Source organism: Chryseobacterium sp., assembly GCF_045629545.1.
Classification (GTDB): domain Bacteria; phylum Bacteroidota; class Bacteroidia; order Flavobacteriales; family Weeksellaceae; genus Chryseobacterium.
Map to the genome: position 1 here is coordinate 40,911 of NZ_JAZQRK010000040.1, position 20,971 is coordinate 61,881.

25 protein-coding genes are annotated in these 20,971 nt (G+C 32.4%); 10 read left to right on the forward strand and 15 right to left on the reverse strand.

Features of this window, described 5'->3' with window-relative positions; genetic code table 11:
* The first annotated feature begins 18 nt into the window (after positions 1-18).
* Positions 19-663, forward strand: coding sequence for a ligase-associated DNA damage response endonuclease PdeM (gene pdeM / locus ACKI42_RS09265; protein ID WP_407404697.1), 645 nt, complete (start codon positions 19-21; stop codon positions 661-663).
* Positions 664-706: 43 nt separating this feature from the next.
* Here the strand turns inward: pdeM and ACKI42_RS09270 are convergent, their stop codons facing one another.
* Positions 707-1,297: a Crp/Fnr family transcriptional regulator gene (locus ACKI42_RS09270; RefSeq protein WP_407404699.1), complete on the reverse strand. Its 591-nt coding sequence runs from the start codon at positions 1,295-1,297 to the stop codon at positions 707-709.
* 5 nt (positions 1,298-1,302) lie between these two features.
* Positions 1,303-1,683, reverse strand: a complete 381-nt coding sequence (ytxJ, locus tag ACKI42_RS09275; RefSeq protein ID WP_407404701.1) for a bacillithiol system redox-active protein YtxJ — start codon at positions 1,681-1,683, stop codon at positions 1,303-1,305.
* 206 nt (positions 1,684-1,889) lie between these two features.
* Here ytxJ and ACKI42_RS09280 point away from each other — a divergent pair, with 206 nt between their 5' ends.
* Together ACKI42_RS09280 and ACKI42_RS09285 are read left to right on the forward strand one after the other, a co-directional pair.
* Positions 1,890-2,462 carry an alpha/beta fold hydrolase gene (locus ACKI42_RS09280; RefSeq protein WP_407404703.1) on the forward strand — a complete coding sequence of 191 codons (573 nt, stop codon included), beginning with the start codon at positions 1,890-1,892 and terminating at the stop codon, positions 2,460-2,462.
* A 9-nt stretch (positions 2,463-2,471) separates the two neighbouring features.
* On the forward strand, positions 2,472-2,813 hold the full coding sequence (locus tag ACKI42_RS09285) for an alpha/beta fold hydrolase (protein WP_407404705.1): 342 nt from the start codon (positions 2,472-2,474) through the stop codon (positions 2,811-2,813).
* Positions 2,814-2,820: 7 nt separating this feature from the next.
* Here the strand turns inward: ACKI42_RS09285 and ACKI42_RS09290 are convergent, their stop codons facing one another.
* The 8 genes from ACKI42_RS09290 to pepE form a co-directional block, all read right to left on the reverse strand.
* Positions 2,821-3,753, reverse strand: a complete 933-nt coding sequence (locus tag ACKI42_RS09290; RefSeq protein ID WP_407404707.1) for a phytanoyl-CoA dioxygenase family protein — start codon at positions 3,751-3,753, stop codon at positions 2,821-2,823.
* Between the two features lie 68 nt (positions 3,754-3,821).
* Entirely contained in the window at positions 3,822-4,742 is a 921-nt protein-coding gene (locus ACKI42_RS09295) for a hypothetical protein (RefSeq protein WP_407404709.1), read from the reverse strand.
* Positions 4,739-5,416 (reverse strand): DNA repair protein RadC, encoded by a 678-nt coding sequence (gene radC, locus ACKI42_RS09300; RefSeq protein WP_407404711.1) that lies wholly within the window; start codon positions 5,414-5,416, stop codon positions 4,739-4,741. Before radC ends, ACKI42_RS09295 begins: the two co-directional genes overlap by 4 nt.
* Positions 5,417-5,439: 23 nt before the next feature.
* Positions 5,440-6,012, reverse strand: coding sequence for a murein L,D-transpeptidase catalytic domain-containing protein (locus ACKI42_RS09305; protein WP_407404713.1), 573 nt, complete (start codon positions 6,010-6,012; stop codon positions 5,440-5,442).
* Positions 6,013-6,023: 11 nt separating this feature from the next.
* Positions 6,024-6,692 carry an ABC transporter ATP-binding protein gene (locus ACKI42_RS09310; protein WP_407404715.1) on the reverse strand — a complete coding sequence of 223 codons (669 nt, stop codon included), beginning with the start codon at positions 6,690-6,692 and terminating at the stop codon, positions 6,024-6,026.
* A 55-nt stretch (positions 6,693-6,747) separates the two neighbouring features.
* Positions 6,748-7,920, reverse strand: coding sequence for a sensor histidine kinase (locus ACKI42_RS09315; RefSeq protein ID WP_407404717.1), 1,173 nt, complete (start codon positions 7,918-7,920; stop codon positions 6,748-6,750).
* 4 nt (positions 7,921-7,924) lie between these two features.
* Positions 7,925-9,295 carry a D-alanyl-D-alanine carboxypeptidase/D-alanyl-D-alanine-endopeptidase gene (dacB, locus tag ACKI42_RS09320; RefSeq protein WP_407404719.1) on the reverse strand — a complete coding sequence of 457 codons (1,371 nt, stop codon included), beginning with the start codon at positions 9,293-9,295 and terminating at the stop codon, positions 7,925-7,927.
* Between the two features lie 14 nt (positions 9,296-9,309).
* The gene (gene pepE, locus ACKI42_RS09325; RefSeq protein WP_407404721.1) at positions 9,310-10,002 is read right to left on the reverse strand and encodes a dipeptidase PepE; all 693 of its coding nucleotides are present in this window, start codon (positions 10,000-10,002) and stop codon (positions 9,310-9,312) included.
* Positions 10,003-10,212: 210 nt separating this feature from the next.
* Here pepE and fsa point away from each other — a divergent pair, with 210 nt between their 5' ends.
* On the forward strand, positions 10,213-10,866 hold the full coding sequence (gene fsa / locus ACKI42_RS09330; protein WP_407404723.1) for a fructose-6-phosphate aldolase: 654 nt from the start codon (positions 10,213-10,215) through the stop codon (positions 10,864-10,866).
* Positions 10,867-10,919: 53 nt separating this feature from the next.
* On the opposite strand, the gene ACKI42_RS09335 is transcribed toward fsa, so the two are convergent.
* The 4 genes from ACKI42_RS09335 to pdhA form a co-directional block, all read right to left on the reverse strand.
* A complete protein-coding gene (locus ACKI42_RS09335; RefSeq protein WP_407404725.1) occupies positions 10,920-11,771 on the reverse strand; it encodes a GLPGLI family protein in 852 nt (283 codons plus the stop codon).
* A 61-nt stretch (positions 11,772-11,832) separates the two neighbouring features.
* Positions 11,833-12,675 (reverse strand): GLPGLI family protein, encoded by an 843-nt coding sequence (locus ACKI42_RS09340; protein WP_407404727.1) that lies wholly within the window; start codon positions 12,673-12,675, stop codon positions 11,833-11,835.
* A gap of 131 nt (positions 12,676-12,806) precedes the next feature.
* Positions 12,807-14,411, reverse strand: coding sequence for a 2-oxo acid dehydrogenase subunit E2 (locus tag ACKI42_RS09345; RefSeq protein ID WP_407404729.1), 1,605 nt, complete (start codon positions 14,409-14,411; stop codon positions 12,807-12,809).
* A 110-nt stretch (positions 14,412-14,521) separates the two neighbouring features.
* Positions 14,522-15,523: a pyruvate dehydrogenase (acetyl-transferring) E1 component subunit alpha gene (gene pdhA, locus ACKI42_RS09350; protein ID WP_407404731.1), complete on the reverse strand. Its 1,002-nt coding sequence runs from the start codon at positions 15,521-15,523 to the stop codon at positions 14,522-14,524.
* 468 nt (positions 15,524-15,991) lie between these two features.
* Between pdhA and ACKI42_RS09355 the strand changes: the two genes are divergently transcribed.
* Both ACKI42_RS09355 and ACKI42_RS09360 read left to right on the forward strand, forming a co-directional pair.
* The gene (locus ACKI42_RS09355) at positions 15,992-16,249 is read left to right on the forward strand and encodes a phosphatase PAP2 family protein (RefSeq protein ID WP_407404733.1); all 258 of its coding nucleotides are present in this window, start codon (positions 15,992-15,994) and stop codon (positions 16,247-16,249) included.
* Between the two features lie 12 nt (positions 16,250-16,261).
* Positions 16,262-16,759, forward strand: coding sequence for a BlaI/MecI/CopY family transcriptional regulator (locus ACKI42_RS09360; RefSeq protein ID WP_407404734.1), 498 nt, complete (start codon positions 16,262-16,264; stop codon positions 16,757-16,759).
* Positions 16,760-16,817: 58 nt separating this feature from the next.
* On the opposite strand, the gene ACKI42_RS09365 is transcribed toward ACKI42_RS09360, so the two are convergent.
* Complete coding sequence (locus ACKI42_RS09365) at positions 16,818-17,201, reverse strand: RNA recognition motif domain-containing protein (protein ID WP_407404736.1); 384 nt, start codon at positions 17,199-17,201, stop codon at positions 16,818-16,820.
* 538 nt (positions 17,202-17,739) lie between these two features.
* Between ACKI42_RS09365 and ACKI42_RS09370 the strand changes: the two genes are divergently transcribed.
* From ACKI42_RS09370 to ACKI42_RS09385, 4 genes are all read left to right on the forward strand, one after another.
* Entirely contained in the window at positions 17,740-18,135 is a 396-nt protein-coding gene (locus ACKI42_RS09370) for an acyl-CoA thioesterase (protein WP_407404738.1), read from the forward strand.
* A 350-nt stretch (positions 18,136-18,485) separates the two neighbouring features.
* Positions 18,486-19,100, forward strand: a complete 615-nt coding sequence (locus ACKI42_RS09375) for an FkbM family methyltransferase (RefSeq protein WP_407404740.1) — start codon at positions 18,486-18,488, stop codon at positions 19,098-19,100.
* Positions 19,101-19,294: 194 nt separating this feature from the next.
* Positions 19,295-20,146, forward strand: coding sequence for a polysaccharide deacetylase family protein (locus tag ACKI42_RS09380; RefSeq protein ID WP_407404742.1), 852 nt, complete (start codon positions 19,295-19,297; stop codon positions 20,144-20,146).
* Positions 20,147-20,249: 103 nt separating this feature from the next.
* Positions 20,250-20,912, forward strand: coding sequence for a YggS family pyridoxal phosphate-dependent enzyme (locus tag ACKI42_RS09385; protein ID WP_407404744.1), 663 nt, complete (start codon positions 20,250-20,252; stop codon positions 20,910-20,912).
* Positions 20,913-20,971 lie beyond the last annotated feature (59 nt).

Consider the following 20,971-nt stretch of genomic DNA (forward strand, 5'->3'; position numbering starts at 1 on the left):
ATAAAAAAATAGAATTACTTGAAAATAGCGACCAAAGACCTTATAATTTTAGAAGAAATAATTACACTTACAAACCAGCGTGCTGCATTTTGGAAACAAGAAAAAGCCTTGATTTTATCGGATTTACATATTGGCAAAACTGCTCATTTTAGGAAAAATGGCATTGCATTGGCGAGTCATATTATGAAGAATGATTTGGATAGACTTTCTATTTTAATTGAATTTTTTAAACCTGAGCAGCTGATTATTGTTGGCGATCTTTTACATGCTGGGAATAATTCTGATGTTGATGAATTTTGCCATTGGAAAGACCAATATCCTGATATACAATTTAAACTGATAGAAGGAAACCACGATAGAATCTCAAAAAATTTAGAAAAAAAATTAAATCTAGATTTTAAAGCAGAAATAGCCAATATTAGGGACATTTCCTTCGTTCATGATTTTGATAAAAAAAATAAGGATTTCCAAATTACGGGTCATATTCATCCAGGTTACAGCTTAAAATCTCCGATTAAAAATATAAAATTACCTTGTTTTGTAAAAACAGATCATCAACTATTATTACCGGCATTTAGTGATTTTACAGGATTAGACACAAGAAATATTCCGAAAAAGGGACAATTTTATATATTTACAGATACAGATATTTACGAAGTCTAACGTAAACAATACACCTCATTAGGGAGAAGTGTATTGTGTGTTCCTAGTCGATGATAAAATTTTTTCTAGCTAATTCTTTTCTTACTCTACTCAAGCTTTCTGGAGTAATCCCAAGAAATGAGGCAACCATCCATTGGGGAACTCTAAGAAGTAAATCTGGAAACATTTTTACGAATTTCAAATATCTTTCTTCTGCAGTTTCTCCCAATAAGGAGTTGATTCTATCTTGTAAACTTTTTACATGCTTTTGGACCAAAATATCACTTCGCTCTATAGAGTCTGGATATTGCTCAACAAGTTTATTAAAGAAATCCAAATTAAGATAGATCACTTCCGATTCCTCTACTGCTTCTATATAGTAAATAGATTTTTCATTAAAATACAAACTACTTCTATCTGATATTAGCCAACTTTCAGGAGCAAATTGTATAATATGTTCCTTCCCATTTTTATCGATAGAATACATTCTCAAAAGCCCCTTTTCAACAAAAAAGACATTTTTACAAATCTCGCCACTCTGCAAAAGAAAGGTATTCTTAGGTACTTTTTTTATTTCATATTCTAAGCTACATAGATTTATTTTCTCTGTAGGGACATTAAGAACTTTTGATAAATAATTATTGATAACGCTCATAAAACTTATATTAAATCGAGAGAAATATCTTGATGCGAAGCATGTGAAACCACTTTGCCATTTTCAATAACGAGTAGTTGAGGACTCTCATGACGTATCCCCAGTTGTTCCGCAATGGCATTAGATAGATTTCTATGTGCCAATAGGTCTAGATAAAACAAAGTGTAATTTTCTTCGTTGCCCACTTCTACTTCTTTTTCAAAGTTTTTCAGTACAGTTTTACTGATAAAACATGAGGTAGAATGTTTGAAGATAGCTATTTTCCTTTGGTTTGATAACTCTATAGCATTGGCTAGATCTTCTTCTGTATTGATGGGTTTCCAGAATGATTTTTGTGATGAACTTTCCTCATTTTTGTCGCCGAATATTTTATTAAAAAAACTCATTTTTTTATCTTATTTTTAGTTGAAAACCGTTCTCTATATACAATGAATAGAAGATTACAGTAGATTAAAATTTTCATAATCACTACCCTATAATCTATTTCAAAAATAAGAATTCCTTTTTTAATAACTACATGTAAACGAAAAAATGTATTTTTTATTGATATGAAATTATTCATTAAATTGACAATCTTAATCAACAAATTGATATGCCAAAAAAAAATTCAATTGCAATATTTTTTTTTCTACTGATGACGACCTTTAAGGCTCAAAATATATACTCTAAGGCTTATGGGAATAAAGATAATACCGCACTTATTTATCTTCATGGCGGCCCCAGAGGAAATTCTACTTTATTTGAAGAAACTACCGCGAAGGCGCTTGCAGAAAAGGGATATTATGTAATTGTATATGACAGACTTGGTGAGGGAAGATCCGCAGACACTGCTGCTACGTTAACTTATAAAGAATCTATAAAAGATCTTACTAAAATATACAAAAAATATGATCTACAAAAAGCTCATCTTATCTCCCATAGCTTTGGAGGACTTGTAGGAACACTTTTCGCGCAAAAAAAACCGTATAAAGTAGAAAGTCTCATATTGGTAGGAGGTTTATTCTCTCAGCAAGATACGTATACACATATTCTTGAAAGCAGTAAAAAAATAGCTGCTGAAAAGCACGATTTGAAAATATTACATTGGATAAATGATGTAGAACAGCTTCCAAGAAATTCTGCAGAATATAGAAAACAATGTTATGAGATAGCGAGTGAAAATTAGTATTTTTCTATGCCCAAACCAACAGAAGAATCCATTGCGCTAAGAAAAGAATATGAAAAAAGCGACTTTGGAAAAAACAATATCAGAAATGATAATGCTCCAATCTTATTTTATAAAAACGAAAAGAGTAACAATATTAGTACGATTCCTATTTTAAAAAAAATATCAAAAAAACTTTCCATTTATGCCATATATGGTAAGCAAGATAAGATTTTCTCCTCTAGGCAACTTGAGGATTTACAAGATATAGTCCCTACAAATCATTTTAAATTGATCGATAACTGTTCTCATTATCCTTTTGTAGATCAACAAGAAGAATTTATCTCAACTCTAGAAAAATGGTTGAAATAAGGTTATTTTAAAACTCGAATAAAGCTGGTCTTTGGGTTACTTCATGATAGCAAACACTGTTTTCATCAAAATAATGATAGACAAGGCTTTTGCGGGTTCTAGATTGGTCTAGATGCGGTTCGCCTCCATGCAAAATATTTGCATGCCAGATTAGTAAATCTCCTTTTTTAGCACGGAATATTTCTTTTTTTAAGCCTAAATCTTTTACCTTCTGTTCTAAAAATTCCTCATAGGCTGCATAGCTTTTTTTACCAATTTTCAAAGCATTCCCTTGGTTATCATAATCAGAATTGAGAAAATATGGTAACTTCTGACTGCCAGGAATATAGTGAAGCGCACCATTATTTTCGTCTACATCTTCAAGGGCAATCCATACGCCTAAAAGTCCACCTAAGGGATACGTGGTCATATGTATGCTGTCAGAATGTGTTTTTTGCTGACTTCCATTGATAAAATTGATGCTTTGAAACAATTTTGCTTGTCCATCCATCAAGACGGATAAAAACTCTATTAAATCTTTGTTATCACCCAAATTTCTAACAATTTCTGAATGATGAATTGCGAACATCAATTTTCCACCGTATCTAAATTTGAGCGTTCCATTAGCTACCAATCCATCAATCTCATCATTGATTTGATCGGCAATTTCTGGAGAGATAAAATTATTTAAGACCAAAAACCCATTTTCTTTAAAATCTAATGCACTTTGCTGATTTTCGGTATCCAAATTTTTGAAAAAAGAAGTAGCTGATAATTTTTCATTGTAGACTACTCTCTCATTATTCGGTAAATTTTGAAAATCCTTACTAGAAATGCTAGAAAAATAATGCTTTTTTAAACCCAATTTTCTATAAATGGGAATATTGTGTTTTAATTTTTTTTTATTGAAAAAATTATAGACAACATACGGTAATTTATAGGTTCTGACGGCTTTAAACATGGATTTGAAATTGATATTATAATCTTTATAAAAATAAGAAATCATTTAGAATTAGTGGGTATACTACTCTACAATTTTGCTATATATTTCATAATAAACTTAATGTTGAGTACTTTTTTTATCAAAGCCTTTATTGGGACATCGTAAGCAATGTAGGGTTTTAACTCTGGGCGGAATCCTCGGAAAAACTCCTCTACGTTAGGAAGTTCACTTCCTTCGAAATCAAAAATTTTTGAGGCAATAGAATTTCTTATCGTTTGATCGATGAGTATAGAGGCGCCGGATAATTTTACATACTCCTTATTATTAAATGTTCCAAGAAGTGCAATTGTCTTTTGATCCTCATAGGTTGCGATAAGATTAACGAGTTTTCCTGTATAATAAAATGCTGTACAAACAATTAATCCTTGACGATCCATCATTTCGAATCTATCAAGGAAAAGATCTACATCCCTCTCTTTATTAGCGCCCAAGAGATTTTCTTTCATAAAAGGCTTTGCTTCCTCAAACGATATGATCTTGGTATTGGTTCTCGCTTTTACTTCAGGATCCAAACGCAATTTCCTCTTCCTTTTTGGAGAATATTTTGAATATACTATATCATAGCTTTCAGGATAAATAATAAAATTCTTTCGCTTTTTTAAGTCTGTGCTTAAACTATTTTCGTCATTAAAATTATATACACGAACTAAATAATTTTCTTCTAAAAATGAAAAAAAAGAATCGTTAATTATTATTGAATCATTGCTAGAGAAGACACCTAATTGCTGGCAAAGCATTGGATTATGAACGATTTTGAATCCCATTTTTTTTATATACGGTATGGGCATTACGGCTTCATAATCATTATAAATGAGGATCTCCCAATTTTTCTGAGTTGTAATATCTAAAAATTCTTTCGTAGCTGAATATTTTCTTTGCTGAGAATTTTCTAAACAGTTTGTATATTTTATAAAATCAATGTCTTTGTATTTTACGCTCTTTATCATAGTAAACCTTCGTCTGCAAAACTTAAATAAGAATTTTGGGTAATTATAAGATGATCCAACAATTGAATATTAAGAAGTGTACCTGCTTCTCTTATTTTTTTGGTAACAGAAATGTCCTCTTGGCTAGGTTTCAGATTACCAGAGGGATGATTGTGAGAAATAATAATGCCCGTAGAAAAATGATCTAATGCGGCCTTAAACAAAATCCTAATGTCCACAATAGATTGATTGATGCCTCCTTGTGTAAGCTGTTCTATATGAATCACTTTGTTGCTTTGATTGAGAAACAACGCCCAAAATTCTTCCGTTCGCAAGTCTTCGAGATGAAGTTTTAAGATTTGATAGGCATCTTTGCTGCCTGCTATTTTTGGTTTATCTGGTATTTCTTGTGTAGCTCTTCTTTTTCCAATTTCTAAAGCTGCTGCTATGGTAATTGCTTTTACTTCGCCAACTCCTTTAAATTTTGTGAGTTCTTTCGTAGTGAGAAGACTCAGCTGATGCCAACTATGATCTACTGAGGATAGTATTCTCCTCGCCAATTCTACAGCTGTTTCATCTTTACTTCCACTCGCCATAATAATGGCCAATAATTCTGAGTCCGAAAGTGAACCTTTACCCTTCAGTAAAAATTTTTCTCGTGGACGATCGTCGTCAGCTAAAAATTTTATGGACATGGCATGGCTTTTTTTATTTACAATTAATAGAAAGCATATAAAATGATTGGTTTTGCGGATCTATCAATATATTTTGATGTTGCTTCTAATGCTTTAGGCGATAGCATAGGACATCCCAAACTCAAACATGTCAATTGGCTAGATTCTACATCTGGTACACAATCTAAAGCATGTATGACAATGGCTCTTTCTCTTGCATTGTTATTTAATTCATCTAATCCGTCCAGTCTATAAGACTTGCCAAATTTACCTATATATTTTTCTCTAATTACATATTTTCCTAAGGAAGATTGGTAAGAACCCTCTGTGTTGGAGAATTGTAGATTATTGGAGCTGTCCATTACAGAACCAGACCCATGAGAAACTATAGATTTTTGAAGAATCTTATCATTTTTCAAATCATAAACAAAATATCGATATTTCCCAGAATGAGTTTTAAAATTAATAAAAACGGCAATATCTTGATTGTACTCTTTATTTTTAATAAATTCTTTTAGTTCAACTATTTTCTGAGCTGGCAATTCCTTAGAATCTTTTGGAGAATGACAACTCAAAAAATTTAAAAATAAAACAAAAATCAGAAGGAAACCTTTCATAATGACCTCAATTATTCTATAATCATTCCGTCTTTCATCACTAGTTTTCTATCCGTAATTTCAGCCAAATTAGGGTTGTGAGTTACAATGACGAAGGTTTGATTATACTTATCTCTAAGATCAAAAAACAAACGGTGAAGATCATCAGCATTTTTAGAATCCAAGTTCCCAGTAGGTTCATCAGCGTAGATAATCTTTGGAGAATTGATCAATGCTCTAGCCACAGCTACCCTTTGTGCCTCACCACCAGAAAGCTGGTTGGGCTTATGATACAAACGATGTGCAATCTTCAAATCCTCGAAAAGACTATGTGCTTTTTCTATCGCTTCTCTTTCATTAGAACCTGCAATTTTGGTTGGAATAAGCACGTTTTCTAACGCAGTAAATTCTGGCAACAATTGATGAAACTGAAATACAAAACCAATATTTTGATTTCTAAATTTTGAGATTTGCTTGTCATTCATATTGATGAAAGACTCGCCTGCCAATGTAATTTCGGTATGATAATCTTTTATATTACTTGGTGTATCTAGCGTACCCAAAATTTGTAAAAGCGTAGATTTTCCCGCACCAGATTCTCCTACGATAGATACTACTTCGCCAGTTTGTATATGCAAGTCTACCCCTTTTAATACCTTTACGTCTCCATATGATTTATGGATATTTTTAGCTCTAATCATGACTTCAAAAATACAAATTTGCTTGTAATATTTCCTATTTCTCTCAATATTTTATTTAATGAGAATCTGTTTCTTTCTTTTTAATAATAATTCTGAAGGTTGTTCCCTTTCCTATTTCTGTTTGCGAAATTCTAATGTCACCCTTATGATATTCTTGTATGACTCTTTGTGCTAAGGATAAACCCAATCCCCAGCCTCGTTTTTTGGTGGAATATCCTGGTTTGAAGGCATTTTGTGCTTGATATTTCGTCATGCCACTACCAGAATCCTTTACTTCTATCAAGATTGTTTTTGTTTTTTCTAAAACAGACATTTGAAGTGTTCCAGCTCCTTTCATCGCATCAACTGCATTTTTTACAAGATTTTCAATGACCCAGCTTAGGAGTATTTTATTGTGTGGTAGGAGGATAAGATGAGATGGTAATAGTAAGGTAAACTGAACCTTGGTAGAAATCCGAGTTTTTAGATAATTATAATTGTCTGAAATAGTTTGGTTAAAATTCATGTCATTCAATTCAGGAACAGAACCTATTTTCGAAAATCTCTCGGAGATGGTTTTCAAACGTTCTATATCTTTCTCCATTTCTGCAATTCCATCAGAATCTGGGTTTTCTAATTTCATGATTTCAATCCAACCAATCATAGAGGATAATGGAGTTCCTATTTGATGTGCCGTTTCTTTTGCCAAACCAGCCCAGAGATATCCTTCATCTGTTTTTTTGACAGTTCTCAGAAACCAAAATGAGAATAGAAAGTAACACAAAACAATGAATCCTAATAAAAATGGAGAGTATCGGAGGTTATTCAGAATTACCGAATTATCATAATACACAAACTGATTATTTCCATTGGAAAATTTAATTTCAATTGGTGGATGATTATTTGCCATTTTTTTTGCCAGCACAACTATTTTTTCGGCATCGTCTCCTATTTCTGCAGGTAAATTTTTATAAACGATAAGATGATCCTTTTCGTCTAAAATAATAACAGGAATGGTATTATTAGAACTATAAATACTTAATAATAATTCTTGAACTTCTAAACTTGGCGTAACTTCTTCTTGTTGAAATTTAATTGCATTGACCAAAATATTTACTCGTTTTATTTCCTCCTTTAATAGATAATTGATCACCATAGTGGAAGCAATAACGATGGTAACGACCACGAGGGTCATCAATGAAAATATAAACCAATTATTAAATCTTGTAAATATCGAACGTTTTTTCAAATTTCTATTTTAATAAAGTTAAAATCTTCTGCAATTCTGCGCCTCCACTGCCTTTATAATTATTGATAATAATAGAATATACATATTTCTTACCCTCTTTAGAAGTGTGGTAACCCGCATAAGATTTGGTATCTCTCATCGTCCCGCTTTTCATCTTCATCCCATTATCTTGCGTAGGAAAACCATCATAAAAGGTGGTGAACCAGGATTGCTTTTTAGCAAATAACAATGCTTGAACTTCAGCCTTTGCTGATACATAATTTTGCGGAGACAATCCGCTACCGTCTGCGAAATTGATCATATTACTATTGATTCCTTTGGATATCCAATATTTTTTAAGGTATTCTACCCCATTTTTGAAACTAGGATTTCCTGTTTTCTCTTTTGCTAAAGTTTTAATAAAACTTTCTCCATACATATTGATGCTTTTCCTCAAAAACCAATAGACCATTTTATCTAAGGTCGGAGATTTATAACTAAAAAATATAGTATTATCTGGAAAATCAGAAAGTGGTTTTCCTTCAATTTCTAGCATAGAACTGGAAACTAATCTACCACCAATTTCTATCCCCTCACTTTTTAGCCATTTTTCAACTTCCAAACCCAATTGTAATGGTGGATTGGATACAGAACCAGAAACTGTAGATAACTTTCCTGCTGGCAAGCTTCCGTTAATGAGTGCAACATTAGAATGAGGCGCAGTAAATATCAAGCTTTGATCTGAACTTCCTGCTGCCTTCAGATCGTTTAACCATGAGATATTGGCCAAAGGATAGGAAAAGCTTTTAATGTCTTTGCCGTAGATATTTACATCAAACTGATTTTCTCGCCAATTGACACCCCATACGCCTGCGCCATAATAATTACCGAGATCATCCCATGGCCAACCACCAGGAATCGTTTGATGGTCGTAATAAGAATCATCAATAATTAGATTTCCAACAACCTTTTTGACGCCCAATTTTTTCACAGCTTCTAAAAATTGTTTCTGAAAATTTTCAGGTTTAAAACCCTCATAACGCCAACTTCCCAATGAAGGATCACCATTAGATTTTATGTATAAATCACCAGAGATAGTACCATTTGCTATTGTACCCGTATAACTTCCATTAGTCTGATAGGTATAATCTTTCCCTAGCGTTCCTAATACGGCTGCAGCTGTGAAAATTTTTTGCGTAGAAGCAGTTGAAAGTCCTTTATTTCCTTGGTAATCGTAAATCACTTGTCCAGATTCATCTGCGACGTAGAAGGATAGACTAGACGATATTGCCGCGTCAGAATTCATCAATGCCTTAGTTCCCGTTTCTAATTTTTGGCTGATACTTTGAGCAAAGACGATTTGGGTAGAAAAAAGAATTATTAAAGATTTTTTCATAAGTAAAGCGTAAATTACAATGATGTTCCTACTTCAATTTCATAAGGTGCTTTATCGTTTTCAAAAATTCTTGTTTGTCGTGTCCCCTCAACAGTTGTATTGTCGCCTATTTTTCTAATCCAGTTGCCTTCTCTCAATCCAACAACTTTGGTTCTATTTTGAGACAAAAATTCTATAATTCTTGTTTCTCTAGTTTCACCATTGTGTTTAAGCTCTGGATTTGGATCCAAATAATGCGGATTGATATTGAATGGCACAAGTCCTAAACAATCGAAACTTGGTGGATACACAATGGGCATATCATTGGTGGTCTTCATGTTGGGTCCTCCGATATTACTCCCAGCACTACAACCCAAATAAGGTTTTCCTTTTTCTACATTTTCCTTTAGCACAGACATTAAATTTTCTTCGTGCAAAGTTTTTACCAACAAAAAAGTATTTCCACCACCAGTAAAAAAGCCTTTTGCTTCATTAATGGCTTTTATCTTATCATCATATTCATGTAATCCTTTTACTTTGATATTGATGGTTTCAAAAACATTTTTTGCCATTAATGTATACTGCTCATGCGTCATACCATCGGGTCTAGCAAATGGGATGAAAACAATTTCTTCTATTCCTTGATATAATTTTACTAATTCGTCTTTTAGATACTCTAAAAATTTTCCGCCATAAAGCGTTGACGTTGATGCTAATAAAATGTTCATCTTTATAAGATATTAGATTTTAAAAATTGATGTTGTTTGTAGAAAAATTTTTCATTTTCAAACTATACAAATTTACATTTTTAATTGTTCATCACTGTTCTTGTAGAAAGAAAATATTAATAATGATAAAAATTATACAATTCACTATTTATAAGGTTTCGTCATCACGAAGTAATCGTTATATTTGTAGTAATAAATCTATTTAAGAAAATGAAATTTTTTATTGACACAGCAAATTTAGAGCAAATCAAAGAGGCGAAAGACCTTGGAATTTTAGATGGTGTAACTACAAACCCATCGTTAATGGCAAAAGAAGGAATTAAAGGTTCTGAAGCTATCCTTAATCATTATAAAGCGATCTGCGAAATTGTAGATGGAGATATTTCTGCGGAAGTTCTTTCTACAACATATGAAGAAATGATCAAAGAAGGTGACGAATTGGCTGCTATCCACCCAAACATTGTGGTAAAAATCCCAATGATTAAAGATGGAATCAAGGCTTTAAAATATTTTTCTGATAAAGGAATCAAAACTAACTGTACCCTTATCTTCTCTGTAGGTCAGGCATTATTAGCAGCTAAAGCTGGTGCTACTTATGTGTCTCCTTTCTTAGGAAGATTAGATGATATCTCTACTGATAGCTTGGCTCTTATCCAAGATATTCGTTTGGTATTCGATAACTATATGTTTGATACTGAAATTTTAGCAGCTTCTATACGTAACTCTATGCACATTATCGACTGTGCAAAAATTGGTGCAGACGTTATTACTTCTCCACTTCCTCCAATCTTGAGCTTACTAAAACACCCATTAACGGACAGTGGATTAGCTCAATTTATTGAAGATTCTAAGAAAATGGCTTAAATTTTTTTAAGTAATTAAATACAATCGCCCGAAACTGTAGTTTCGGGCGATTTTTATTTTAGAAGATCCAACTCTAGTAGATTATTATCTTTTTTATTTTTCTCTTTTGCTGCTCTTTCCTGATCTCTCATCATTTTAGTAGCATCGAGTTCTTTACCATTTTCATCAAGAAATCTTACTTTACCACCTTGGGCGAGCAGTTGCTTCATACCCTTTGTCGGATTATTTCTTTGATCAATGTAAATTTTCTTATATTTTTCTGTATCAACCGTTACTATAGAACGATTGAATTCCATTTTTCTTTCGTTTTCACTCATCCAAATTTCAGTTGCTTTCAAATTTTTAACTTCAGCTAAAACAAAAGAATGCGACTTGTTTTTATCTTCAATTTTAATAATTAAACCAGGAAGTCCACGAAACTTATAAGGACCATCTTGAAATGGAATTTCGGTGGTGAACCATGCAACCCATTGTCTGCCTGCAAAATTGGTAGTCGCTTTTTGTGCATTGAACGCTCCTATTTTTTCTTTTTCTGGTGAAATTTTCCAATCTAAAACTCTATCATCCAGAATTTTATAATTATCCATATCTACTTTGTCAAAAAACTGAATTTTATAATCTGGATAAGTCTTTTCTACAATATGATCAACCTTTCCAAACGTAATATTTTTAAAATCATGAGTCCCTTTTTTGTCCATCTCTTTAATGAGTGAATCGGCTACTACTTTATTGTGACTGTAATACTTCGAACCTTTTTTTGAAATATCTAGATACATTGTTTCAGATTCAGTTTTATCTTTTGCAGTAGAATCACTTACAAATTTGTATTCATAAATAAATCTTTGGTTTTGAGAATAAACGGCACAACTAAGTAATGAAAGTGCCAAAATTATTATATTTTTCATAAAAGTGTTTAATATATCATTTAACGAAAATAGAATAAAAATAGTATTAGATGATTTCAAACTATGTAGTTTTCAATCGCAAAATATCAAGTTCTAGCAGATTATTGTTTTTGGCATTGTTCTTTTCAGCATCCTTTTCCCTTTTTCGCATCATTTCATTCATATCCAGTTCATTCCCCTTTTCGTCAACCATTTTTACTATTTTTTGCCTCATTCCCTTCGTGGGATTCTTTCTATATTCAATGACCATTTTATTAAACTTATCGATAGGTAAATTCACCAAAGGATGAAAGCGATCCTTTTCCGAAATACTGATCCAATCTTTACTTCCCAAGTTCTTAATTCCGTTTAAAACGAAACTATGAGATTTTGTCCTATCTTCAATTTTAACAATAAGACCAGGAAGTCCACGAAATTTATACGGACCATCTTGTAGAGGGATTTCTGTAGTAAACCATGCTGTCCAAAGTCGTCCTGCAAAATTAGTCGTAGCTTTTTGAGTCATCAATTCGCCTATTTTTTCTTTCTCTGGCAGAATTTTCCAATTGATATTTCTATCATCAGATACCTTGAATTCATCCATTTCTAATCTATCAAAGCTCACAACTTTTTGATCTGAGTACGATTTTTCGATTACAAAAGAGACCAAGCCAAACTTTATTACACTAAAATTTACAGGTTCTTTTTTTCTATTTCCTTCATCAATAATAGAATCTGCTACTGCCTTATTTCTGCTGTAAAATTTCGATCCTTTTTTTGAAATATCCAGATACATCAATTCTGTTTGAGAATTTTCTCTACTTAAAGAATCACTAATAAATGTATAATCGTAAGAAAATCTTTGATTCTGGCTAAACACCATAGCACTAGTAATTGCCAATGCCATTAATAATAATTTTTGCATTAAATTTTGTTTTTTGATTTTTTAAAGATGTGAATTTTTACTCATATTATTATGTTTTTCTCAAAATTAAATTTAAAACAAAAAAAACCTCTCAAAAAATTGAGAGGTTGAAGTATTAATTTACTTAAAAATTACAGTAACAATGTTAATGGACTTTCTAAATAAGATCTTAAAGTTTGTAGGAACTGAGCACCAGTAGCACCGTCTACCACACGGTGATCGCAAGCTAATGATAACTTCATCGTATTACCTACAACAATTTGACCGTCTTTTACAATTGGTTTTTCAACAATTGCTCCCACTGACAAGATAGCAGCGTTAGGTTGGTTGATAATACTTGTAAATGTTTCGATACCAAACATACCAAGGTTTGAGATAGAGAAAGTAGAACCTTCCATCTCGTTCGCCTTAAGACCTTTAGATTTAGCTCTAGAAGCCATATCTTTAACACCAGAAGAAATTTGAGTATAGGTCATTTGGTCTGTATTTTTCAGTACTGGAACTACCAATCCATCTGGAATTGCCACCGCAACACCAATGTTGATATTTCCTCTATGAATTACCTTGTCAACAGCCCAAGAAGAATTCACTTGTGGGTGTTTTCTTAATGCCATAGCGGTAGCTTTAATAATCATATCATTGAAAGAAATTTTTGTATCTGGCAATGCGTTGATTTCTTTTCTTGCAGCAATGGCTTTATCCATATTGATCTCTACCATCAAATAATAATGTGGCGCAGAGAATTTGCTTTCAGAAAGACGTTTTGCGATAATATTTCTTACCTGAGAATTTGGAGTTTCTGTATCTTCACCTTGTACAAAGCTTAATGCAACTTGTGCAGCAGGCTCCACAGAAGTCGGTGCAGTTTGAGCTGCCTCAGTAGCTTTAGGAGTAAAGTTTTCCACATCTTTCTTTACAATTCTACCATTCTCTCCAGAACCCTGAATTGCATTAAGATCCACTCCTTTTTCCTCAGCCATTTTTTTAGCCAAAGGAGAAATTGCTAATCGATCTGTAGAAGAAGCTTGTGTAGATTCAGCTACTTTATTCTCTTCTTTTACTTCTGATTTTGGCGCAGCTGTTTCTTCAGTTTTAGCTGCTTTTGGAGCGCTAGTACCCACATTAGAAACATCGGTGCCTTCTGGTCCTATCATCGCTAATACTGAATCTACAGGCGCAGCTCCACCTTCTTCAACACCTTGCTTCAATAGAATACCATTGAATTCAGACTCGAAATCTTGTACTGCTTTATCTGTTTCAATTTCTGCTAGTAAATCTCCTTCTTTCACAGCATCACCCACATTTTTATGCCATTTTGCTACTTTTCCTTCCGTCATGGTATCAGAAAGTCTAGGCATTGTGATAATTTCTACACCAGCAGGTGCTTCGCTTGATGATAATGCTGGTGCTTCTACTTTTACCTCAGTTTTCACTTCAGGAATCGCTTTTTCAGCTGGAGCTGATGCACTGCCACCTTGTAAAGCAGAGATGTCCTCACCTACTTTACCAATGATTGCTAAGGTAGAGTCTACAGCTGCTGCAGAACCTTCTTGTACACCAATATATAATAAAGTACCTTCTATTTCAGATTCGAAGTCTTGTACTGCTTTATCTGTTTCGATTTCAGCTAAGATATCACCTTCTTTTATTTGGTCTCCTACATTTTTATGCCACTTCGCCACTTTTCCTTCTGTCATAGTATCAGAAAGTCGGGGCATTGTAATTACTTCTGCCATAATTTTTTTATAATTTGCTAATTTGGTAATTTGGTAATTTGAAAAATAAAAAAGATATTATAACCAATCGATTTCAAAATTTCAAAATTTCAAATTGACTCATTATCTTTTTAGTTTTCAAATTTATCTAAGAATGGATAGTCTTCTTGAGAATAAACATACTCATAGATTTTCTCAGCTGTAGGATAAGGAGAATTTTCCATAAAGTCTATGCATTCCTCTACAAAATCTCTAGATTTGTTATCCAAAGCTTCCAATTCTGTTTCGGTAGCCCAATTATTTTCTAAGATTCTCGCTTTTACTAATTCTATTGGATCATCTTTTTTATGAATTGCAACTTCTTCCTTAGATCTATACGGTTCAGCATCTGACATAGAGTGACCTCTAAATCGATAAGTTCTCGCTTCAATAAACGTTGGTCCGTCTCCTCTTCTAGCTCTCTCTATTGCTTCATAAGCAGCTTCAGCTACTTTCTCAGGATCCATTGCGTCTACAGCAAGACAAGGCATTTCGTATCCTAATCCTAGTTTATAGATATCTTCATGGTTAGCAGTTCTTTTAACGGAAGTTCCCATTGCATATTGGTTGTTTTCTACAACAAATACTACAGGAAGCTTCCAGTTCATTGCCATATTAAAGGTTTCATGAAGAGATCCTTGTCTGGAGGCACCATCACCAAAGAAACAAATGTTTACTGCTTTTCTGTCGAAATATTTATCAGCGAATGCAATACCTGCGCCCAATGGGATTTGTCCACCAACAATACCATGACCTCCATAGAAACGGTGTTCTTTACTGAAAATGTGCATAGATCCACCCATACCTCCAGAGGTACCAGTAGCTTTACCACAAAGTTCTGCCATGATTCTTTTAGGATCTACCCCCATCGCCATTGGATGAATGTGGCATCTATAAGCTGTAATCATACTATCTTTGGATAAATCCATTGCATGTGTAAACCCAGCAGGGATCGCTTCCTGACCATTGTACAAATGCAGAAATCCTCTGATTTTTTGCTTTAGATATAGAGAACGGCATTTGTCTTCAAACCTTCTCCACATTGTCATATCTTCATACCACTTTAGGTATATCTCTTTAGAAAATTCTTTCATGTGCTAGCTTCTTGCTTATTTATGATGAAATAGTGAAGCAAAATTATAAAAAAAAACTTGTTTTTATTGTATGGATAGCAATTGTTTTTTTATTTATAATATTATATTTACATCATAAATTTAAACATGGTAGAAAAAAAGACTTCATTTTTATATTATATATCTAGTATTATTTCCAACTTTTTCAACCCCTTGGTTTCTTTATTTATCTATTTTATATTTATTGGCGTAAATAATTATTCATTTCATCAGGCAATTTCATATTTTGTTCCTATTTTAATTTTCACAGCTATACCCATAATTATTTGGATATATTGGAATGTAAAAACCGGAAGATATACCAATATGGATGTATCCGACCGCATACAAAGAAAAAGTTTATATCTATTTATTGCAGCTTGCATAATAATTTACAGTATTTATCATTATTATGTCCACGGATATCTGGATTTTGTAATGCTATTTATTATGACTTTATTATTTGCTCTACAGTGGAGTAATCTTTATATAAAAAGCTCTATGCATACTGCATTTAATGTTTTGGTGGCAGCACTATTTTTTGCTAACGATATCTATTATGGTATAGCGTGGCTGGGAATTGCTCTTTTGGTTGGTATTACTAGAATTATTTTGAAAAGACACACCGTAAAAGAAGTATTTATGGGCGCTGGTATCGCTTTTTTGGTTTCTTTTCTATATCTTTATTGCAATATACAATTTCAATAATAATAAGACCTTATGAAAATTAATCATCTTACGTCCGCAGAAGAAAATCTAATGAAGCTTTTTTGGGATCTGAATTCCTTTTACCTTAAGGATGTTATGGAAAAACATGCTGAGCCAAAACCCCATCAAAATACAGTTTCTACGTATTTGAAAATTTTGGTTGAAAAAGGATATTTATCTACAGAAAAAGAAGGACGTATTTTTAGATACTCAGTAGTACTACCAATTGAAGAATATAAAAGATTTTTACTAAACGAATTATCTAGGAACTTTTTTGACCATTCTGGGATTGAAATGGTGGAATTTTTATTAAATGAGAAACTGATCACTCAAGAAAACCTAAAAGGATTTATCAATATCAGCATTGATGATCTACCTACCAAAGCCAAAGTAAGCAAACAAAATTCTATTGTGGAAGAGATACTTGCACCTAAAAAGATAAAGAAATCTAAAGAGAGTAAAGAAAAAGACAAAACTGGTGACAAAAAGAAAAAGAAGAAGAAAAACTAAATTCTCATCTCCTTTTTATGTGCATAGAAAAAGCGGCTCAATGAGCCGCTTCAATTTTTTACCAACGACTTCCGCCGCCTCCGTTACCACCACGGTTGTTATTGTTACCATAACTTCCACCTCCGTTGTTCCCACCAGAACGGTTGTTACCATAACTTCCACCTCCGCTTCTGTTATTATCAAAACTTCTTCTTGGTTTTTCTTCTCTTGGCTTAGCCTCAGATACGTTAAGGATTTTTCCGTTAAGTTCTTTTTGGTTAAGTGCTTCAATAGCTTGTTGTCCTTCTTCGTCTCCCATTTCTACGAAACCGAAACCTCTAGAACGACCAGTTTCTCTGTCTGTTACAATTTTAGCAGATGATACATCGCCAAATTCTGCGAATAAATCGTGCAACTCATATTCTTTTGTTGCGTAATTGATGTTTGAAACAAAAATGTTCATTTTAAAAAAAAATTAAATTAGTATAAATTCTGTTTAATAGTAGAAGTACAATATGATAATGAACATGACATTGATTCTAAATATAAACGGTTGCAAGATACAATTAAATTAAATAAATCAAAGCATTTTTATATTTATTTCAACTATTTGCAAAAAAAAAATCAATCCACTCCTATATTCACTGTAAAACCCTAGAAAACAAGGTAAATTAAGAATATTATGTGCTTTAAATATATTCACAAAATTCGTAATTTTTGAGTTTAAAATATTCAAAAAAAGACATATTATGACCAAGTAAAATTGGAAAATTTTAATATATTAACCCTTTTTTTATCATAGATGATAAAATGAAAACTATCATTTTATCATTTTGAATTCTACAAATGAAATTGTTATTATTTTTCTTGTGTACTACAATCCATTAATGAAAAACAATTCAACTACTTAAACAAGGATTATTTATAAGCATTGCATTATTCAGAAATTTTCCATCAATAAATAATGTAATTTTAGAACGTCATTATAAAATACAAATATCATGAATTATCACACGAGAAAATGGGTAAAACCCGAAGATCTGAATCCAAACCTATCTTTGTTTGGCGGTAGACTTTTGCAATGGATAGACGAAGAAGCCGCATTGTATGCTGTAATACAGCTAGAAAATAAAAAAGTGGTGACCAAATTTATTTCGGAGATCAATTTTGTAAGTTCAGCCCAACAAGGCGATATCATAGAAATTGGGATAGAAGTATCTTCATTTGGATCTACTTCACTCACTTTAAAATGTGATGTAAGAAACAAGATGACCCACCAAACCATTATTACGGTAGATAAAATTGTAATGGTAAATCTTGGGGAAGATGGTTTGCCAAAGTCACATGGAAAGACTAAAGTAGAATTTGTAAAAGATAGATTAAACAGTTTATTATAGTTCTATTAACCAGATTGCATAATAAAGGTTACGTTTTACTATATTTGAAAACGATATAATACCTTTATTCTTGGGCTTTATTTGAAATTTGTATTTATTAATATATTTTTTAAACTAAGAAATACTATGTAACAACGGTAAAAAAGGATGATGTATATGATTGAAAACTATCTCTCGAAACTTAAATTTGGATTTCAATATTCCCACGATTTTATAACGCTTGTAAAGCTTATTTTTAATACTAAAAAATATAGTCGCGCATTTAGGAATAAAAAGTCAAACATGATGAGAATCTTCCACTTTTATCTGAATATCACTTTAAACTTAATAATAAAAAACACTCCATTAGCATGAGAACCATGTCGGGTGACATTGATATTTTCTACGAGATTTTTTGGAAAAAAGTGTATCACATTCCGCAAAAATATAAAAAGGATTACAAAGTGATTGTTGATTTGGGTGGACATATAGGTTTTACCGCTCTTTATTTTTCCACAATTTATCCCAAAAGCACAATATACACTGTAGAAGCATCACAGCAGAATTATCATATTTTGAAAAAGAATATCTCTCCCACTGCTTCTATCAAAAGCTATCACGCAGCCATCTATCCAACGGATGGCTTTATAAATTTCGAAACTGCTGATTTGTCCTACAACTGCAAAATAGGAAAATTTGGCAAACCAACAAAAGCTATGAGTGTAAAAACTTTGATGGAAGAAAATAATTTAGATAGCATTGATCTTTTAAAAATTGATATTGAAGGAGCTGAAAAACAGTTGCTTTCTCAGCACTGCGATTGGCTTGAAAAAGTAGATCAACTAATAATAGAAATTCATGAGGGATATAGCGTTCAAGATCTTCAGCGAGATTTGGGTCATTATCATTTTAAAATTATTGTGCCAGATGAGACAAGTGGGGGTTTCCAGAAACATATTTGCATGGAAAACAACATCTTAATCTAATTGCAAATTTGAATTTACACTATTAAATTATCACAAGCATTTTAATAAAAAATCATTATTCATCACTATTAATAGTTAATTAAACTTAAATAACCCACAAAAGGGAGAAATTATACTGCAATTGGTATAAAATTTGGTAAGTTTGCTAATGAGAATTTAACAATTCTTAACACAAATAAAACCTCCAAATTTTTATGAAAAATTATTTCGAAGGAAAGTCTAAAGGCCTGACTTTTCTTGGGTTGTTATCTTTGATGAGTGCAACATCCTTGTTATCTATAGGATGCAATGGTAAAGATGAACTTTATACAATAACGAGAAGTACATCTGAACAAGAGATAATCCACAATACTAATAAAGTAAATGACAGTACCAAAAATGTAATTTATCTTACCTTTGATGACGGACCTAACAAAGGGACCGCAAATCTGATAAAAATTTTAAATAAACGTAAAGTTTCTGCCACCGCATTCCTTATTGGAGTACATGGAAAAGCTAGTTTGCAACAAAAGAAAGATCTTGAAGATTTAAAGAAAGATACTCTAATAGAATTTGCTAACCATAGTTATAGTCATGCCCACAATAAATTTGTACAATTTTATAGAAATCCATTAGCAGTAGTTCAAGATTTTGATAGAGCTAAGGATAGTTTGAAATTGTCAAATAATATTGCTCGTACACCGGGACGAAATATTTGGCGACTTAATAATATTAACAGAACCGACTTAAAATCTTCTAACGATGCGGCGAATGGACTGCAAAAAGCAGGATACAAAGTTATCGGTTGGGATTTGGAATGGCGACACTCCAAAAAAATGGGTCTTAGTGGAAATCATCAAGCGATGATAAAAAAAGTAGATAGTTTATTCAATAATAATCTTACCTGTACGCCGAAGCATTTGGTTTTCCTTACGCATGATCAGTATTTATCAGATCAGGATTCTATGCGAGAATTGGATCTCTTTATAGAGGAATTGCAGAAGACAAATCGTTTTGTATTTAGGAAAATATCTGCATATCCAAAAATTAATGACGTTTATAATTAAACCTTACTACTCCTACTCTTAATTTGTAGATTATTAATATAGGAAATAAGATTTTTTTAAATACATACTTTGAATTATCGCTAAATTTCGGAAATTTGCTTTTATGAGCATTTTAGATAATTACTATAAGATAAAAAAACAGCTACCAAATCATGTTGAATTGGTAGCTGTTTCTAAAACACACCCTGCGGAAGCGATACAAGAAGTGTATGATCTAGGACAAAAAGTGTTTGGAGAAAACAAAGTTCAGGAATTGTTAGTTAAATATCCTCTACTACCAAAAGATATACAATGGCATATAATTGGGCATCTACAGACAAATAAGGTGAAATATATTGCAGAATTTATAGATACCATACAAAGCGTAGATTCAGAAAAACTTATTTTAGAAATAAACAAAGAGGCGGGCAAACAACATCGTATAATTAAGGTTTTTCTACAAGTGAAAATTGCTGCTGAAGATAGCAAATTTGGTCTAAATAAGATGGAAGCTAAAAATATATTCGAGGCATTTGTAAAAGGTGAATATCCAAATGTTAACATTATTGGGTTGATGGGCATGGCGACCTTTACAGAGGATAGAGAGCAGGTAAGAAACGAATTTGAAAGCCTAAAGGGAATTTTTAACGAATTTTCTACCACCCATCAGCTATCTACCCTATCAATGGGAATGAGTGATGATTTCGATATCGCTATAGAATGTGGTGCTACCTCAGTAAGAGTGGGATCTGCAATTTTTGGCAGACGCGATTACACTATTTCATAGATTTTAAGGAACGATTTTTGTTTCAAAATCTGTTAAATTCAATCAAATTTAACTAAATT

Coding starts and splice junctions, on each gene's coding strand:
- ACKI42_RS09295 (WP_407404709.1), bottom strand. CDS start 4,742: ATGATAAAGAGCGTAAAATACAAAGACATTGATTTTATAAAATATACA.
- ACKI42_RS09335 (WP_407404725.1), bottom strand. CDS start 11,771: ATGAAAAATATAATAATTTTGGCACTTTCATTACTTAGTTGTGCCGTT.
- ACKI42_RS09380 (WP_407404742.1), top strand. CDS start 19,295: ATGAAAAATTATTTCGAAGGAAAGTCTAAAGGCCTGACTTTTCTTGGG.
- ytxJ (WP_407404701.1), bottom strand. CDS start 1,683: ATGAGTTTTTTTAATAAAATATTCGGCGACAAAAATGAGGAAAGTTCA.
- ACKI42_RS09355 (WP_407404733.1), top strand. CDS start 15,992: ATGACTTTATTATTTGCTCTACAGTGGAGTAATCTTTATATAAAAAGC.
- ACKI42_RS09345 (WP_407404729.1), bottom strand. CDS start 14,411: ATGGCAGAAGTAATTACAATGCCCCGACTTTCTGATACTATGACAGAA.
- ACKI42_RS09375 (WP_407404740.1), top strand. CDS start 18,486: ATGAGAACCATGTCGGGTGACATTGATATTTTCTACGAGATTTTTTGG.
- ACKI42_RS09310 (WP_407404715.1), bottom strand. CDS start 6,692: ATGATTAGAGCTAAAAATATCCATAAATCATATGGAGACGTAAAGGTA.
- ACKI42_RS09340 (WP_407404727.1), bottom strand. CDS start 12,675: ATGCAAAAATTATTATTAATGGCATTGGCAATTACTAGTGCTATGGTG.
- ACKI42_RS09370 (WP_407404738.1), top strand. CDS start 17,740: ATGAATTATCACACGAGAAAATGGGTAAAACCCGAAGATCTGAATCCA.
- ACKI42_RS09360 (WP_407404734.1), top strand. CDS start 16,262: ATGAAAATTAATCATCTTACGTCCGCAGAAGAAAATCTAATGAAGCTT.
- ACKI42_RS09270 (WP_407404699.1), bottom strand. CDS start 1,297: ATGAGCGTTATCAATAATTATTTATCAAAAGTTCTTAATGTCCCTACA.
- pepE (WP_407404721.1), bottom strand. CDS start 10,002: ATGAACATTTTATTAGCATCAACGTCAACGCTTTATGGCGGAAAATTT.
- fsa (WP_407404723.1), top strand. CDS start 10,213: ATGAAATTTTTTATTGACACAGCAAATTTAGAGCAAATCAAAGAGGCG.
- ACKI42_RS09290 (WP_407404707.1), bottom strand. CDS start 3,753: ATGTTTAAAGCCGTCAGAACCTATAAATTACCGTATGTTGTCTATAAT.
- ACKI42_RS09365 (WP_407404736.1), bottom strand. CDS start 17,201: ATGAACATTTTTGTTTCAAACATCAATTACGCAACAAAAGAATATGAG.
- radC (WP_407404711.1), bottom strand. CDS start 5,416: ATGTCCATAAAATTTTTAGCTGACGACGATCGTCCACGAGAAAAATTT.
- ACKI42_RS09385 (WP_407404744.1), top strand. CDS start 20,250: ATGAGCATTTTAGATAATTACTATAAGATAAAAAAACAGCTACCAAAT.
- pdhA (WP_407404731.1), bottom strand. CDS start 15,523: ATGAAAGAATTTTCTAAAGAGATATACCTAAAGTGGTATGAAGATATG.
- ACKI42_RS09305 (WP_407404713.1), bottom strand. CDS start 6,012: ATGAAAGGTTTCCTTCTGATTTTTGTTTTATTTTTAAATTTTTTGAGT.
- ACKI42_RS09285 (WP_407404705.1), top strand. CDS start 2,472: ATGCCCAAACCAACAGAAGAATCCATTGCGCTAAGAAAAGAATATGAA.
- dacB (WP_407404719.1), bottom strand. CDS start 9,295: ATGAAAAAATCTTTAATAATTCTTTTTTCTACCCAAATCGTCTTTGCT.
- ACKI42_RS09280 (WP_407404703.1), top strand. CDS start 1,890: ATGCCAAAAAAAAATTCAATTGCAATATTTTTTTTTCTACTGATGACG.